The 17,139-nt window shown below is 26.9% G+C and carries 11 protein-coding genes and 5 pseudogenes; 1 reads left to right on the top strand and 15 read right to left on the bottom strand.

Features of this window, described 5'->3' with window-relative positions:
* Positions 1 to 78 precede the first annotated feature (78 nt).
* From HMPREF0216_RS08810 to HMPREF0216_RS08800, 3 genes are read right to left on the bottom strand one after another with little or no spacing between them, the layout of a single operon-like run.
* The gene (locus HMPREF0216_RS08810) at positions 79 to 417 is read right to left on the bottom strand and encodes a hypothetical protein (RefSeq protein WP_005213688.1); all 339 of its coding nucleotides are present in this window, start codon (positions 415 to 417) and stop codon (positions 79 to 81) included.
* Positions 407 to 967 carry an RNA polymerase sigma factor gene (locus HMPREF0216_RS08805; RefSeq protein WP_169317574.1) on the bottom strand — a complete coding sequence of 187 codons (561 nt, stop codon included), beginning with the start codon at positions 965 to 967 and terminating at the stop codon, positions 407 to 409. The genes HMPREF0216_RS08810 and HMPREF0216_RS08805 overlap by 11 nt, the downstream gene beginning before the upstream one ends.
* Positions 968 to 969: 2 nt before the next feature.
* Positions 970 to 2,697 (bottom strand): carboxypeptidase-like regulatory domain-containing protein, encoded by a 1,728-nt coding sequence (locus HMPREF0216_RS08800; RefSeq protein ID WP_040419523.1) that lies wholly within the window; start codon positions 2,695 to 2,697, stop codon positions 970 to 972.
* A gap of 154 nt (positions 2,698 to 2,851) precedes the next feature.
* Between HMPREF0216_RS08800 and HMPREF0216_RS08795 the strand changes: the two genes are divergently transcribed.
* On the top strand, positions 2,852 to 3,409 hold the full coding sequence (locus HMPREF0216_RS08795; protein ID WP_005213685.1) for a class IV adenylate cyclase: 558 nt from the start codon (positions 2,852 to 2,854) through the stop codon (positions 3,407 to 3,409).
* A 162-nt stretch (positions 3,410 to 3,571) separates the two neighbouring features.
* Here the strand turns inward: HMPREF0216_RS08795 and HMPREF0216_RS08790 are convergent, their stop codons facing one another.
* From HMPREF0216_RS08790 to HMPREF0216_RS16790, 12 genes and pseudogenes are all read right to left on the bottom strand, one after another.
* Positions 3,572 to 5,488, bottom strand: coding sequence for an FUSC family protein (locus tag HMPREF0216_RS08790; protein ID WP_051040684.1), 1,917 nt, complete (start codon positions 5,486 to 5,488; stop codon positions 3,572 to 3,574).
* Between the two features lie 233 nt (positions 5,489 to 5,721).
* A complete protein-coding gene (locus tag HMPREF0216_RS08785) occupies positions 5,722 to 6,555 on the bottom strand; it encodes a prephenate dehydrogenase (RefSeq protein WP_040419520.1) in 834 nt (277 codons plus the stop codon).
* A gap of 83 nt (positions 6,556 to 6,638) precedes the next feature.
* Positions 6,639 to 7,661, bottom strand: a complete 1,023-nt coding sequence (aroF, locus tag HMPREF0216_RS08780) for a 3-deoxy-7-phosphoheptulonate synthase (RefSeq protein ID WP_040419517.1) — start codon at positions 7,659 to 7,661, stop codon at positions 6,639 to 6,641.
* Between the two features lie 86 nt (positions 7,662 to 7,747).
* Positions 7,748 to 8,241, bottom strand: a pseudogene (locus tag HMPREF0216_RS08775) (shikimate kinase).
* Between the two features lie 11 nt (positions 8,242 to 8,252).
* Positions 8,253 to 9,068 carry a shikimate dehydrogenase gene (aroE, locus tag HMPREF0216_RS08770; protein ID WP_005213680.1) on the bottom strand — a complete coding sequence of 272 codons (816 nt, stop codon included), beginning with the start codon at positions 9,066 to 9,068 and terminating at the stop codon, positions 8,253 to 8,255.
* Positions 9,069 to 9,080: 12 nt separating this feature from the next.
* Entirely contained in the window at positions 9,081 to 10,238 is a 1,158-nt protein-coding gene (pheA, locus tag HMPREF0216_RS08765; RefSeq protein ID WP_407080853.1) for a prephenate dehydratase, read from the bottom strand.
* Between the two features lie 46 nt (positions 10,239 to 10,284).
* Positions 10,285 to 11,357: pseudogene (gene aroC, locus HMPREF0216_RS08760) on the bottom strand (chorismate synthase).
* Complete coding sequence (gene aroA / locus HMPREF0216_RS08755; protein WP_005213675.1) at positions 11,358 to 12,650, bottom strand: 3-phosphoshikimate 1-carboxyvinyltransferase; 1,293 nt, start codon at positions 12,648 to 12,650, stop codon at positions 11,358 to 11,360. It abuts the pseudogene before it with no gap.
* 111 nt (positions 12,651 to 12,761) lie between these two features.
* Positions 12,762 to 13,803 (bottom strand): annotated as a pseudogene (gene aroB / locus HMPREF0216_RS08750) (3-dehydroquinate synthase).
* A 53-nt stretch (positions 13,804 to 13,856) separates the two neighbouring features.
* A pseudogene (gene aroF / locus HMPREF0216_RS08745) lies at positions 13,857 to 14,871 on the bottom strand (3-deoxy-7-phosphoheptulonate synthase).
* Positions 14,872 to 15,346: 475 nt separating this feature from the next.
* Positions 15,347 to 16,774, bottom strand: a complete 1,428-nt coding sequence (gene cls, locus HMPREF0216_RS08740) for a cardiolipin synthase (RefSeq protein WP_005213670.1) — start codon at positions 16,772 to 16,774, stop codon at positions 15,347 to 15,349.
* Between the two features lie 281 nt (positions 16,775 to 17,055).
* Positions 17,056 to 17,139, bottom strand: a pseudogene (locus HMPREF0216_RS16790) (NADH peroxidase); the annotation flags it as partial.

Below are 17,139 nucleotides of genomic sequence, written 5' to 3'. Positions count from 1 at the left end.
TTTTACTATTTATTTAATATTAAAAAGGCTGTGTTTTCACAGCCTTTTTATTAACTAATAATAAAAAAATTCATATATTTATTTTTTAAAATTATTATAACTTGTAATATCCTTTTGATACTCTATATTATTATCCATTATCTTTTTTCCTTCATATATAGTAAATGTTGTAGGTATAATAGCTAATATCGCTGCTATAACACCTATCCTTCCTATAGGAATTTCTACTTCATAATTTAGGAAATCATTAATTTTTTCTTTAAAGCCCTTATTTTTCACTTCTTTCAGTTCATCTATCATAATTTCTTCTTTTATTTTATTCTTTATTTCATTACTAAGTTTTATATCATCAAAACTATGTTTTATTTTGATTTTTACTTCATTATCAAAAAATAAATCACTATCGTCATTGTACATAATTTATTTCCTCCTTTTCAATAACTCTTCTTAATGCTGCTTTTCCTCGTTTAAGCCTAGTTTTTATAGTATTTTCTTTTTCATTAAGAATAGTTGATATTTCTGATATTTTTAGCTCTTCAAAATAAAACATATATAATAAAACTCTATACTTTTCTGGAATTTTCATTAAAGCTACTCTTATACTTTTTGAAGTTAAATTTTTCAAAATAATCATCTCTGTATCTTTTTCATCCTTAATAAAATTTATATATAAGGATATATCATCATACCTTAACTTATTTCTTTTCTTTAAAATATCAAAGCATGTATTTATAGTTATTTTATAAATCCAAGTATATATTGAAGAATCTCCATTATATTTTTTTATATTTTTAAACACCTTTAGGAATACTTCTTGCGTTGCATCTTCTGCTTCTTCTACATTTCCTAACTGAATAAAACAAAGCCTTAATATTTTATCTCCATAAACATCTATTATTTCTTCCACTACAGCTTCTCTATCACTACTTATTTTACTTAATAACTTCGTCCCCCTTAAGTTATCCATCATCATTCACTCACATACCATTCTCTCAATTTTTTATCAAAACCTGTTTTATTAATTTCTTCTAATCTATTTATTAATTCATCACCAAACTGGATATCTCCTCTTTCATAAGCAATTCTCATTACAGGATAAATATACTCTTTATTCATAGGCTCACTTTTTAACTTTTCACATAACCAATCATAACCTTCATCTATTTTATAATCTAATATAAGCTTTTCACCACGATTTAATTTCTTCTTTTTAATCTTAACTTCAATAGGCGTAGAAGAACTTGATAATATCATTCCTTCCTTATCGTAAGCAACAACATTAATATATAATTTATTTACATCTATACTTCCTAAGTACGATTCTGCTGTTGGTATTAATTCACCATTTTCATCCTCTGTAGCACCCCTAATAGCAAAGCTTTGAAAAGAACCCTTAGTTAATGGAATTTTAATTTCATTTTTGTCTGTAAGCTCATTAACACTCATTCCTACAGCTCCAACTCTTATAACTAACCCATAAGAATATGCCTCAGGATACTCATTATATTTAATAATTATTTCGTCATTTTCATAATCAGTTTTTACTTCATTTACCTTAACTTCATCATTTAAAGTTATATCTACATTAACTTTTTCTCCATCCTTTAAAATTATAGGAGTAACATTTTCTCTCCTTGAAACTTTATCTCCAAAAACTGAAGGTATAGAAGCTATTATTTCATAATCTACACCTGGAAAAGCATGTTTAAATATGAATTCTCCATTTTCATTTGTATATACAGTTTGGCTTTCTTTAAAATCACGAAATGTAAAATCTATTCTACCATTCTCCGGATTAAAGCCTATACCTCCATATTGTTTATTTAAAAATACTGCAGTGTTAGCTATAGGCTTCCCTTTGACTGTAACTCTTCCAGTTATTTCTCCAAAATTTATATCATCATCAATTTCAACTTTATCATATATCTCTATAGGTCTAATAAAATCTATGTCCTTTAATATATTAGCAGAAACTAAAAATCTATTTTTTCTACTTTCAATACTTAACTCTTCATTATATTTATCAATATCATCTATTCCTTCATACATATCATTTACTTCTATTTTATCAATATCACCTTTAAGATAATTTATAGAATTTTTATATCTCTTTAGAAGTGGTAAATACTCTTCATTATCTTCACATAATTTTAAAGCCTTATCATATTCACCTTGTTTTCCGTAATATACAATTTCATTTACTAATGCAGTTTGATAAATCACTTCTTTTTCACTATCTTTAGCATTCATTATAAGTTCAAAAGCCCTATCTGTATTTCCTAAAACCATCTCTAAATTTATTAAAGCATTCAAATTATTTATATAATAATTATCATTTTGTCCTAATGATACACCTTTTTCAAAATACTCTTTTGCTATTAGTGCCTGTTCCATATTTCCATTTTGGGTTGAGTTAACCATAGTTCCACTTGAGTAATAATATAATACTTCATGAATATAATCGTAGTTACTCATTCCAAGAATATAATAGGTCCTACCCATGTCTATCTTGAATGTGGGATAATGTTCATATAACTTTAAAAAACCTGCTGTATATATCTTAATACCTCTTCCATTTACTATACCATCTGATTGAAATCCTAATACCCCAATAAAATAAAATATATATGGAATAGTACAAAATAAAATTAATACTGTTACTATAATTGTTTTAACTTTTATTTTTATTACCTTCATTAAAATTGTCCCCCTTTTTATCATCTATAATTTTAGACTTAAATTTTTTAAAAAGGTTTCATAATTTCAAAAAAATTATTTGATAAGATAAATTAACATATTTTATTGTATAATATAACTATTATTATTTTAAAAACTAAGGGAGTTATTATTGATGAAAGAATTAGAAACTAGAGTAATTGATATTGATGTTGATGATATTAGATATAAAATGACTACTTTAGGTGCTACTAAAGTAAAAGCTGAAGATCAGGTTAATGAAATATACGATTTTGAAGATGGTAGACTTTTAGCTTCTAAAGGGTATGCTAGAGTTAGAACTACTATTGATAGAATAACAGGTAAAGAAACTGTATTTATGACTACAAAAAAAATGTTAAGTCAAGGTACTTTTAAAGTTATGGAAGAAAATGAAACTATAGTTGAAGATGCAGAGATGGCAAGAAGAATATTTAAGTCATTAGGTCTTGTTCTTCAAGAATCTATATCTAAATATAGAGAAAGCTATAAAATTGATGATTCTTTAATTGAAATTGATATAAACGATAAAAGCTTTTGTCCGTTCCCATACTTAGAAATTGAAACTACTTCTGAAGAAAAACTTGAAGAAATATTAAAATTAATTGGATATACATTAGCTGATACAACATCTAAAACTATTTATGAAATATTAGCTGAAAGAGGTATTGAAGGTAAGATTAAAGGAAGATAATTCTTTATTAATTTATATATCTTCTTTGTTTAATATATATTCTATTATTGATACTTATTGTAAAAAATGTGCTTACTAATATAACAACAAAAAAACCTAAGATTTATTACTTAGGTTTTTTGTTTACTTGTATATTAAATTATTAGCTTTTTATTCTATAAACTATTCAGGTAAGGCTTTATTACTGTCTTTTAATTCCTTTATTCCTGATAAGACTCCCCTTATACTTGCAAAAATTATCTTATTATCAATTCCTTTTGCTATATTTATATGTTCTTCTACATCTTTTATCGTATTGTCTATATTTATATTTGATACATTTGATAACTTTTTTAAATCTTCAATCATATATTCATTATTTTGTTTAATTTCGCTTCTTTTTACTAATGTATATAACTGATAAATATCAATTATTAAAATTCTTACTTTATCAAAGTAACCATTATCTTCTTCTGTAATAAAATCACTATTATTAACAGCTAGCCTTTCCTCTATCATAGTAGTTACAAGCAATAATGTATCCATTTTATGAGTATTGTCATTTTGGTTAATTGCTTCTTCATATACTTCATTTAACATTCCATAAAGTACATCTCTATAGGTTCCTAAAAGTTCTTCATTTGCATCTTTCATTCTTACAGGTAATACAAATCTATTAATAATAATAGCTATTATAGTTCCTAATATAACAAATAGTATTCTATTGATAGTTAAAACTACTGCTCCGCCAGACATAGCTACTGCACCAATTGCACATATTGTAGTGTAAATAGTTCCATATCTGTATGTTGAAGTATATGCTCTTAAATAACCTGCAGCCATTATTATTAACATTCTAACTAAAACATTTTTAAATATAGTAAATAATAAAACTATTATAACTCCACCAACTAAAGTGGCAAACATTCTATCTTTTAGCTTTTTCTTTGATAATTCATATATAGGAATTATTATTGCAAATGTTGTAAAGTAAATCCATCTTCCTTCTGCAAATTTGAAATAATCTGCAATAAAAGCAGAAATAGTTATTCCTAGTGATACTCTAATAGCATAAGAAAACTTTACTGATTTTTTATAAAATTCCTTCTTATGAATATTAACCATTTTATACTTTTCTGGTATATCTTCACTGGCTTTTATAGTATTATAATTCTCTTTACCTAATGATTTTAATTCTTCTAAAGATATACTTAACATATTAATAGTATTTAGTATTCTTAAAGTAACTAAATCCTTAATATCCTCTTTTTTATATTTTTTTATTAAATTATTTATTTTATTATTAATATCTTTTAAATTATCTTCTTTTCCTAAACTAAGTTTTAATTCTTGTAAACAAATTATTAAATCATTTAATATTACTTTATTATTGATCTTTTCATCTAATAAATTTGATAACTTTTCTAAAATTATAACAATATTTAATTTTATTCTTCCTTCTTCTGTTACATAGAAATTATCTTTTCTATTATCATAAACAATCTTTCTAAATTCATTAGCATTACTTTTTATTGATTTATTTATATCGTCTTTATTCTCATTACTATTTATCTTTTTTATAAGATTATCGCAAATACTACCTATTAACTTATTTCCAACCTTAGTGGTTTTATTTTTATTAATAATAAATTGTACTATCATAATTCGAACTGGTGCCACTAAAAGTGAGAGCAATCTCATTGGCAATTCAGCTGCAGTAATAGGAGTAGATAGTAAAAATAAATATTGTAATGAAAATGGTAAATATACTGGTGACTTTAAATTATAATAAAAGGTATACGCTATTATAAATATACCTATGAAATTTATAGGTATAGCTAACCATATATTAAGATTTGCTAAATATGTAAATATGCCTATTCCTAAATTTATTATAATCAACTTTAATAAATTTTTTCCTGGAGAAATAGTAAGATTAATTTGTGTAAGCATTAATATTGCTGTTATACCCATTACTCCAACTAGTGTGTTTTTATCTCCAAAAATAGATTTAAATGCTATTACAAATGCCATTATAAAAACATATAAAACAGTCTGTGATATAATAAATTGCTTAGTTATTTTTGTTTTCCCTGCCAAGATAACCACTCCTTTTCCAGATAAATATACAAGAAACAATTCTACTCTAAATTTCACCTTGTATCAACTTTAATTTTTACCAGTATTTTCTTGTATTAATCCTATTTTCTAATCAATAAACGATTTCACTTATATTATTATCTTGTATCTGTAAAATTATTAGTATTTTTACTTATAAATGCTAAAAAGATGGCTGATATTAACTATATCAGCCATCTTTTTAAATTAATCTATTATAATTTTTCTCTTCTTACAGAAGATTTAATAAATAACTCTCGCAAAGCCTCTTTATCTTCATTCTCCAAACAACTTTTTATTTTATCTAATTCCTCTTCAAAATTATAAATTGCTTGTAATAAGTTTTCTTTATTTCCTAAAAATAATTGACTCCATAAAGTTTCATTTATATTTGCAATTCTAGTTAAATCCCTATAACTATCTCCTATAAATTCTCCAGTATTTCTTCCTTCAATATCACTATTAATAAGTGCTACTGCTAAAGCATGAGGTAATTGGCTAGTAAATGCTATCATTTCATCATGGTATTTAGGACATATTCTTTTCACATGCTTAAATCCCATTTTATATGCTAACTCTTCAATTAACTCTAAGCTTTCAATCTTATTTTTATCTGTTACTGTTATTAAGAAATTAGCATCCTTAAATACAGTATTTGTAGCATAATCTATCCCTTTTTTTTCTCTACCAGCCATTGGATGAGCAAAAACAAAATCTATATTATCTGGTAGTATATCCAATACTTCATTAATAAATAACTGTTTTATTCCTGTTACATCTGTAATTATAGCATTGTCTTTAAAATTTTCTTTATTATTACTTATAAAACTTTTAACTAAATCTGGATAAACAGCTAATACAATTAAATCTGCTTCAGAAACTATTTCCTTCCCATCTTCATATCCTTCTTTAATAATTCCTAAAGCCTTAGCTTTATTTAATGTGTCAATATTTTTATCTATACCATAAACCTCATTATAACCTGCTTCTTTAAGTGCCATTGCATAGGAACCACCAATAACACCAAGACCTACAATAACTATTCTCATAATATCCCCCATTTACAGCTATAAACTAGTAGTATTTAATTAGAAGTTCATTAATTTATTCATAAATTTCTAATTTTTACCTTCTAGCTTCTAACTATTTTTTTCCCTTCCATTTCAGCTAATATTTTTACTTTTTTCATTATTTCATCGAAAAGTTCAGGTTTAACTGATTGTTGACCATCACTTAATGCGCATTGTGGATTGTTATGAACTTCTATCATAAGCCCATCTGCACCTGCTGCTATAGCAGCCTTAGCTAATGGTTCAACTAAATACCAATATCCTGCTGCATGGCTTGGATCCACTATTATTGGTAAATGAGATAATTTTTTAATTACTGGAATTGCACTTAAATCTAAAGTATTTCTAGTATATCCTTCGTAAGTTCTTATACCTCTTTCACAAAGAATAACATTTTCATTTCCTCCAGCCATTATATATTCTGCACTCATAAGCCATTCTTCTATTGTAGCTGATAAACCTCTCTTTAATAAAATTGGCTTATTAGTTTTACCTAATTGTTTCAATAAATCAAAGTTTTGCATGTTTCTTGCACCAACTTGAATTACATCTACATCTCTAACAAATTCATCTATATAATCAGTTGACATTATTTCAGTAACTATTGATAATCCTGTTGCTTCCTTTGCTGCTTTCAGTAATTTTAATCCTTCAAGCTCTAATCCTTGGAAGCTATAAGGTGAAGTTCTTGGCTTAAAAGCTCCCCCTCTTAAAAAGTTTGCTCCTGATGCTTTAACAGATTTTGCAATCTTTATTATTTGTTCTTCACTCTCAACAGAACATGGTCCTGCCATAATTCCAAGATTATTTCCTCCAACTAAAGTTCCATTAACATTAACTATAGTATCATCTGGTTTAAATAACCTATTTGCTTTCTTAAACGGTTCTTCAACTTTTAATATTTTGTCTACTCCATCGAAAGTCAAAAGTTTGTTTGGATCTAAAGCTCTCGTTTCACCTACTACACCTATTATACAGAATGTTTCTCCTTGTGATAGATGTATTCCTAGCCCTAACCTACTTAATTCATTTTTTACTTCTGATACTTCTTTTTCACTACTTTTAGGATTCATTACAATAACCATATCTACCATACCTCCATACTACTGATTTTAAATTTATTATACATTTCAAATTTCCTCTTTAGTTCTTTATATTAAATATAAAATTTTTACATTACAGTTGATATTATAGTATCTACAACATCATCTAAAGTTCCTACATTAGGAATTTTATAATCACAATATTTTTTATATAACTCATATCGTTCATCATATAATTTATATAATACTTCTTTACCATTTGCTAGTAAAGGTCTCTTTTCAACTTCAATATCACTTAAAATATTTTCTACTGGTCTATCAATAAAAACTACAATTGAATTTCTTTTAATAAATCTATATTTATTGCCTTTTTGATAACTCCACCACCTGAAGATATAATAGTCTTACTTTTTTGCCCCAATACCTTACAAGTTTCAGTTTCTATGGTTCTAAAATAATCTTCACCATTTTTAAATATTTCGATGATAGTTTTACCTTGCTCTTCTTCAATATAATTATCCATATCTATGAATGCATAATTCAATTTTTTGGAAAGCAAATCTCCAATAGTACTTTTTCCACAGCCAGGTAATCCTATTAAGGTTATACTTTTTTCATTCATAAATTCACCCCCTAATTAAATGTTTTAGACAACTCTTTATATATATAATCTATTAAATCCTTCTTTATTTCCATATTATTAAATATAGCTTGACTCTTAACCGCTTGCCCCACTAACATATGTAATCCTCCAATGGCAATTTTACTTTCCTCTTTTGCCATTTTTAAAAACTTAGTTTCTGTAGGATTATATACTAGATCAACAGCTATATCGAATTTTTTTACTATTTCTCTATTAACTGCACAACTGTCAATATTAGGATACATTCCAAGAGGCGTTGTGTTAATTATTAACTCTCCCTTTATATCTAATAATTCATCATAATTTATTACTGATACGCGCTTATCTAAAATTCTTAGATTAATCCCTTCAGGGTTTCTACTTACAATATAAATATTTTTAACTTCATTGTCTAATAAATAAGTAATAACAGCCTTACATGCTCCCCCTGATCCTAAAATAATTGCAGTTTTATTCTTAACATCTATATTTCTACTATTAAGCATTACTTTAATTCCAAAATAATCAGTATTATACCCATAAAGTTTATCTTCTTTTAGCATTACAGTATTTACTGCACCTATTCTCTTTGCTTCGTCTGATATATAATCTAAATGCTGCATTATACTTTCTTTATATGGAATAGTAACATTAAATCCTTTTACTTTTAATAACTTAATGGCCTCTACAAAATCTTCAAGCCTACTTTTTTGAACTTCAAATATCTTATATGCACCATCAATATGATTCTTTTCAAATATCATTTTATTAATTGTTGGAGATAGGCTATGGCTTAGCTTCTCACCTAATAATCCGTAAAAATCCATTACACCATTCCCTCAATCTTCTATCTTTTTATAACATCCAAGTAATTTAAAATACTCACTTTGATCATCAATTAAATTTATTGCCTTTTTAACATCATCATTCTTAATATTTCCTTCAAAATCTACATATAAAAGATATTGCCACGGCTCATTCTTACTTGGTCTTGATTCTATTTTTAGCATATTAATATTATTTTCAGCAAAGTGCCTTAGCAATTTATATAATGTACCAGCTTTATTATCTAATGAAAATACTACTGTTACCTTATTACATTCTTCATTACACTCTAACTCTTTTCCAATTATAATAAACTTAGTATGATTATCATTTTTATCATTTATTTCTTCTTTAATTACATCTAAGCCATAAAGTTCAGCTGCTCTTAAGCTTGCAATAGCAGCCTTTGATTTATCATTAATCTCTGAAACATATTTTGCACTAATTGCAGTATTATGAAATGGTATAAGCTTTAAATTACTAAATTCATCTAAAAACTTTCTACTTTGTTCAAACCCTTGTGGATGTGAATATATTTCTTTTATATCCTCTAACTTTGTCCCTTTTACCCCAATTAAATTTTGGTCTATCTTTATACATTCCTCACCTACAATATTAAGTCCATACTTAACTAATAAGTCATAAACAGTAGTTATAGCTCCAGTACATGAGTTTTCAATAGGTAATATTCCATAATCAATTTTATTATTTTTTAAAGCTAAAAATACATCTTCAAACTCTTCATAATCACTAGTTATATGGTTTTCACCAAAATATTTAATCATGGCCTCTTCACTAAAAGAACCCTTAACCCCTTGATATCCAATCTTAATATTATCTAGTTTTTTTTTATCTTCACTATTTATTTTATACTCTGCTAATACTCCATTAGTAGCTTCATTACTATTGATTAGTTTAGCTTGAAGGCTTCTACTAAGCTCCATTAAGTTAACAAAGAACTTCTCTGTCAATTCTGAATACTCTTTATTGCTAAGTCTATTAACATTCTTTTCAATAACTTCAGCTTCTCTAGTAGTATTAAGAATTGGAATATTATTTTTCATTTTATATTCTGCTACCTTTATTGCAACATTCATTCTTCTCTCAAATAGTTCAACTAACTCTTTATCTATATTATCAATTTCTTTTCTACATTCTGAAAGATTCATAATCTCACCTCTCTTCTAAATTTACTTCACCATATAATATAATTATTTACTAACCTAATAACTCTAAAATTCCTATTGCAGTAACTGCCTCTATAACTGGAAGCGCTCTTTGTACTATGCATGGATCATGTCTTCCTTCTATACTTAAAATAGTTTCTTCCATAGTTGCTATGTTTACTGTTTTTTGCTCTTTAAATATAGATGCTGTTGGCTTTATTGCCACATTAAATACTATTGGCATTCCATTAGTTATTCCACCTAAAATTCCACCATTATTATTAGTACTTGTTTTAATATCTTTTCCATCTAAATAATATTCATCATTAGCCTCTGAACCTTTCATTTTAGAAATTTCAAAGCCTTTTCCAAATTCAACTCCTTTAACGGCTGGAACACTAAACATTAAATGAGCAATGTTGATTCCACAGAATCAAAAAATGGATTACCAATGCCTGGTTTTATTCCAAACACTGCACACTCTATAGTTCCACCAATAGAATCTAAATTATTTCTTGCACTTATTATTTCATTTCTCATAATTTCTTCTAATTCTTTATTTATTAATGGTAATTCTTTACCTTTAAATGAGTTAATTAAATCTAATGTTATTTCATCATCTAAAAAACTCTTATCTTTAATATTTCCTATAGAATTTATATGAGCTGCAATAATTATCCCTTTAGTCTCTAATATTTGCTTACAAATAGCTCCTGCAAATACAAGTGGTGCAGTTATTCGTCCTGAAAAATGACCTCCACCTCTATAGTCGTTAAACCCATTATATCTGATATTTCCAGTATAATCTGCATGACCTGGTCTCATTACATCTTTCAACTTAGAATAATCTTTAGATTTAGTATTAGAGTTACGTATTATTGCACAAAGCGGAGTGCCTGTAGTTTTTCCTTCAAAATATCCACTTAATATTTCAGGAATATCTCCTTCTTTTCTAGTAGTTGATAATGGACTTTTTCCTGGTGCTCTTCTTGACATTTCAAGCATTACTTTATCCATATCAATATTAAATCCAGAAGGTAATCCATCAATATTAATACCTATTGCATTTCCATGTGATTCTCCAAATATAGATATTCTTATATTCTTTCCCCACATTCCACTCATCTACTTTTCCTCCAACCTTTCTATTTTTCCACCTAAGCTAACAAAGTCATCAAAGAAATTTGGATAAGATTTTGCTATACACTCATAATCCTTTATTACTATTGGCTCTTCGCACTTAGTTGAAGCTATAGCTAAAGTCATTGCAATTCTATGATCCTTATGACTCCAAACCTCTACGTTACCTTTTAAAATTTCTACACCAGTAACTATTAATCCATCTTCTTGTTCTACTATCTTAGCACCTAACTTATTAAGTTCAGATGTTACTGCAGCAAGTCTGTCAAATTCTTTTATTCTAAGTCTTCCTGCATTTATTATTTCTGTTTTTCCTTTAGTTAAAGCAGCTACAGCTGTAAGCACTGGTATAATATCTGGACATTGACTTCCATCAATTATTGTACTAACTAATTGGCCACTAGTAGTACCCTTTACTCCTATAGCACTTGCATTAAATATAACATTCATTCTCTCTAAAATATCTATTACTTCTTTATCACCTTGAAGAGAATTTAAATCTAAATCCTTACATAAAACATTATTCCCTAAGCTATCAGCACAAAGGAAAAATGCTGCTTGAGAATAATCTCCCTCAACTCTATAATTTCTAGCCTTATATCGTTGATTTCCCTTGATTATAAACTCTTTATAATCATTATTAATTACCTCTATTCCAAAATCACTCATTGCTCTTAAAGTTAAATCAATATATCCCTTTGATTCCATTTCAGTAGTAATAATAATTTTAGAATCATCATTTAATAATGGTAAAGTAAATAAAATACCAGTTATAAATTGAGAACTTACATTTCCTTCTATTTCGAAAATCCCTGGTTTCAGCTCACCACTTACTATTAAATTAAGCTTACCTTCTTCATAAGAATATGTAATATCTTGTTTTTCAAAAATATTATAATAAGTAGTCAATGGCCTTTTTCCTAAATTACCTCTTCCTATAAATTTATTCTTACCTTTAAATAATAATGAAATAGGAACTAAGAATCTTAAAGTTGATCCTGATTCATTACAGTCAATTACTCTAATATCTTCTATATCAGCAGAGTTCCCATATGCACCTGTTACTTCAATATAATCCTTATATTTAACTATTTTAGCTCCTAAAGAGTTCATAGCATCGATAGTTGCTATAATATCATCTGAATAATCTATATTTTCTATTTTGCAAAATCCATCACTTAAAGCTGCACAAATAATTGCCCTATGAGCCATACTTTTTGAAGGAGGTATTTTAACCTCTCCCTCTAATATTGATGGATATACTTTTAAATCTGCCATACTTCCTCCATTCTGCCCCAGGGGTAAACCTAATATTTTACAATCAGTTGCAAATAGCTATTCTTCTAAAAAGAATCTCTCTTTACATTATTTGGTTTTACCCCTGAGGTATTATATAAAAAACTCTGTTGTAGTTTTATAAATTTCTGAATTTCCTATTTCTTTTAAAATTATGAGATTTAAACTTTTCCCTAATTTCTTTTTATCTAAATTAATTGTATCTAAAATCTCTTCTATATTTACATCCATTTTATATGGAAGGTTATATTTAATTAAAATTTCTTTAATTCTTTCCGCAGTACCTTTAACTGTTAATCCTTTGGCTTCACTTATCTTAGTTATTTCATACATACCAATAGCGACAGCTTCCCCATGAGTATATTTAGTATAGTTATAATACTGCTCTATAGCATGACCTAAAGTGTGTCCAAAATTTAAAAGCATTCTTTCACCTTTATCCTTTTCATCACTTTCCACAACAATTCTTTTAATATCACAACATTTATGGATAACTCTTTCCATATTATCTATGACATCCGAATTATTTTCCATTTCATATAAAAATTCAAAGAACATTTTATCTTTTATACAACCATACTTAATAACTTCTGCCATTCCATCAATAAAAAATCTATTATCTAAAGTGTTTAATACTTCTGGATCTATTAATACTGCTTTAGGATGATAAAAGCTACCAACAAGATTTTTTCCTCTTTCTAAATCTACAGCAACCTTTCCTCCAACACTACTATCTACTTCAAGAAGTGAAGTTGGAACTTGAATAAAATCTATTCCTCTTAAATAACTTGAAGCTACAAATCCTCCAAGATCTCCAATAACTCCTCCCCCTAAAGTAATTATTAAATCACTCCTAGTTAAATTAAAGTCTAGAAGTTCATTATAAACCATAGGTAATGTATTAAAATTCTTAGTTTCCTCTCCAGCTTTAAGTGATACTAATTTAACATCAAAATATTCACTTAATGCAGAAACAACTTTTTTACCATAATATTTATTTACATTTTCATCAGTAAGTATAAATATCTTTTTTCCCTTATAAACATTTTTTACTTTCTCTGAAATTTGTATCTATTAGTCCTTTTTCAATTATTATAGGATAACTTCTTTCCTTTAAATCAACTATTAACTCCATACTAACACCTTTCTAAATTTCACCAAGTGAAACTTTATAAAATCGTATAATAACTATATCTCACGACCAATTGCATTTGCAATAACTTGTAACTCTTTCATTAACTTCGCAAATACTTCTGGCTTAATTGATTGTTGTCCATCGCATAATGCTTTTTGTGGATCATTGTGAACTTCTAATATAAGTCCATCTGCACCTACTGCAATTGCTGCCTTTGCAAGAGGTTCTACCATCCACCACTTTCCTGTAGCATGACTTGGGTCTACAACTACTGGTAAGTGACTTAATTTTTTAATTGCTGGTACTGCACTTAAGTCTAAAGTATTTCTTGTATATGTTTCAAAAGTTCTTATTCCTCTTTCACAAAGAATTACTTTCTCATTTCCTCCAGCCATGATATATTCTGCACTCATCAATAATTCTTCTATAGTAGCAGATAAACCTCTTTTTAATAGTATTGGTTTATCTATTATTTCCTAATTCCTTTAATAAATCGAAGTTTTGCATATTTCTTGCCCCAACTTGAATTATATCAGCTTTTTCTACAAAAGTTTCAATATCATATGGTGACATTAATTCTGTAACTATAGGAAGTCCAGTTTTTTCTTTCGCAATGTTTAAAAGATCTAATCCTTCATATTTTAACCCTTGGAAACTATATGGTGATGTTCTTGGTTTAAATGCTCCACCTCTTAAGAAAGTAGCCCCATATTTTTTAACTTCTTCTGCAACTAAAGTTATTTGTTCTTTACTTTCAACAGAACAAGGTCCTGCTATCATAGCAATCTTATTTCCACCTATTTTATATCCATTAATATCTATTACAGTATCTTCTGGATGGAATAATCTATTTGCTTTCTTAAAAGGTTCTTGTACATGCATTACTCTCTCAACATTAGGATTTGCTTCAATATATGATGGATCTATTTTTGTTGTATCTCCAACTAATCCTAATATACTAAGTTCTGCTCCTATTACTGGATTTACTATAACACCTAAGCTTTCTAATTCTTGTGTTAACTTTGCTATTTCGTTACCGTTTGTTTTTGGTTTTAAAATTACTACCATATTTTTTGCCCCCTTAATTTCAGCTAAGATACTTTAATTTTTTTGCTCTTAACTGTCTTTTATTTATTTTTAAATAACATATATAGATTAATATTATTTACTATTTAAAATTTTAGAATATAAAAAAAAGAGAACCCTTAATGAGTTCTCAATTATATAATCATTCTTTAAATATACTTTCACTATTAAAACATATAAAAGGATTAATTAATACTCATTAAAAAAGAATTATTTTTATTTTTGCAAAAGAAATAGCCAGCGCTAAAATAAAAGCCCCAGAATATAAAATAAAAAAATCTATTAAATTTTGCTATTAAATTCTTCTCTAATCCCTTCATAATAATTACCTCTCTGTCTACTTAAAATTGATAGTTAAATTTCTCTCTTAATTCTAAACCATTTTTTTCTAATTTGTCAATGTTTTTACATTATTTATTTTATTTTCACATTTTTAACTTTTAAAATATCATTCACTTTATAATATTGGTGATAATAATCTTATTAAAGATTCTTTAACTTTTAAAGCTTTAGATCTCTTTTCATACTCCTCTTTTATGACCAATTTAGATTTTTTTTGATCCTCATAAAAAATTTTCTCTTGCTCCTTAGCAAATTTTTCATTATAGATGAATGCATTAACTTCAAAATTTAATTTAAAACTTCTTATATCTAAATTGGCAGTTCCTATGCTACAAACTTCACCATCAGCAACAATAGTCTTTGAGTGAATAAATCCATTTCCATATCTATATATTTTTATTCCGTAATCAATAAGTATACCTATATTAGCACTTAGCATCCATTCCATGAAGAAATGATCCGGTTCACCTGGAACTATAAGTCTTACATCTACTCCTGATAAAGCTGATATTTTTAACGCTTCAAGCATTGGACTATCTGGAACTAAATATGGAGTTTGAATATAAACATAGCTTTTAGCATTATTTATAATTTTCATATATCCATTTTTTATATACTCCTCCATATGATCAGGACCAGAAGATACTATCTGAATTCCAATATCCCCTTCACACTTTGGAACTGGGAAATACATTGACATATTTCCGATATTTTCATCAGATGCATAATCCCAATCTAGAATAAATCTTTTATTTAACTCTTGAACAGCTTCACCCTTAATTCTTATATGAGTATCTCTCCAAAATTTAAATTGCTTTCCTTTATTCACATATTCATTACCAACATTAAATCCACCAACATATCCAACTTTACCGTCTATTACAACTATCTTTCTATGATTTCTATAATTAATACGTGTATTTATATGTGGTAATATTCCTGGGAAAAATACCGAAACCTTTATTCCTAGTGACTCTATATATCTAATTATTTTTTTCCCTATTCTTTTAGAGCCCATTCCATCTATTAATAACCTTACCTCAACACCATCTTTAGCCTTTTCTGCAAGTTCTTTTATAAGTGCCTTTCCTAAATCATCAAATCTAAATATATAGTATTCTATATGTATAAAGCTTTTTGCACTTCTTATATCATTAAATAAGTCTCTAAATTTATCTTCTCCATTTATATATGTCTTTATATCGTTTCCAGTAGTATACGTTGCCCCTGAATGATTATAATTCATTAATATTAAATCCTCATAATTTTCATTTATACCACTATAATCACTACAGGTTTCACAGTTAGCTCTTAATTTATAACCTTTAATTTTATCCGTAATCTTTTTTTCTCTAAATATTTTTTGACGGCTCAAATTTTGTCCAAGTAATAAATATAGTATAAAACCAACGCCTGGTAATATAAGAAGTATTATAAGCCATGCCCATGTTGTCGTAGGTTCTTTTCTTTCTATAAAGATTAAAGATACTGCTGACAATATATTTAATAATAGTATCATTAAAACTAATATAAAATATGCCATTTAATTATAACTCCTTGTTATCCTAATTATTAATATTATTATACATCACATCCTTCATTATTAACACTATAGAATTATATTGCTAATAATCATGATGTGGAAATTTTCATGATGTTATCTTTAGATGTTATTATAGCTTCATTAAGCATATAACTTATTAATTAATTATATCAATTTAAAAATATTATATGAATTTTTTTATTAAATTTAGCCCGTAATTTAATTACAAGATGCAAAAAAGAACTGATTTGCATCAGTTCTTTTCTAAGTTAAACTATATCTTAACCAAAGTATCTGTTTAATAATCCTTCGAAAGCTTTTCCGTGTCTAGCCTCATCTTTAGCCATTTCATGAACTGTATCATG

The sequence above is a fragment of the Clostridium celatum DSM 1785 genome (assembly GCF_000320405.1).
In the GTDB taxonomy this organism is placed as follows: domain Bacteria; phylum Bacillota; class Clostridia; order Clostridiales; family Clostridiaceae; genus Clostridium; species Clostridium celatum.
This window is presented reverse-complemented; position numbering and strand designations above follow the sequence as displayed.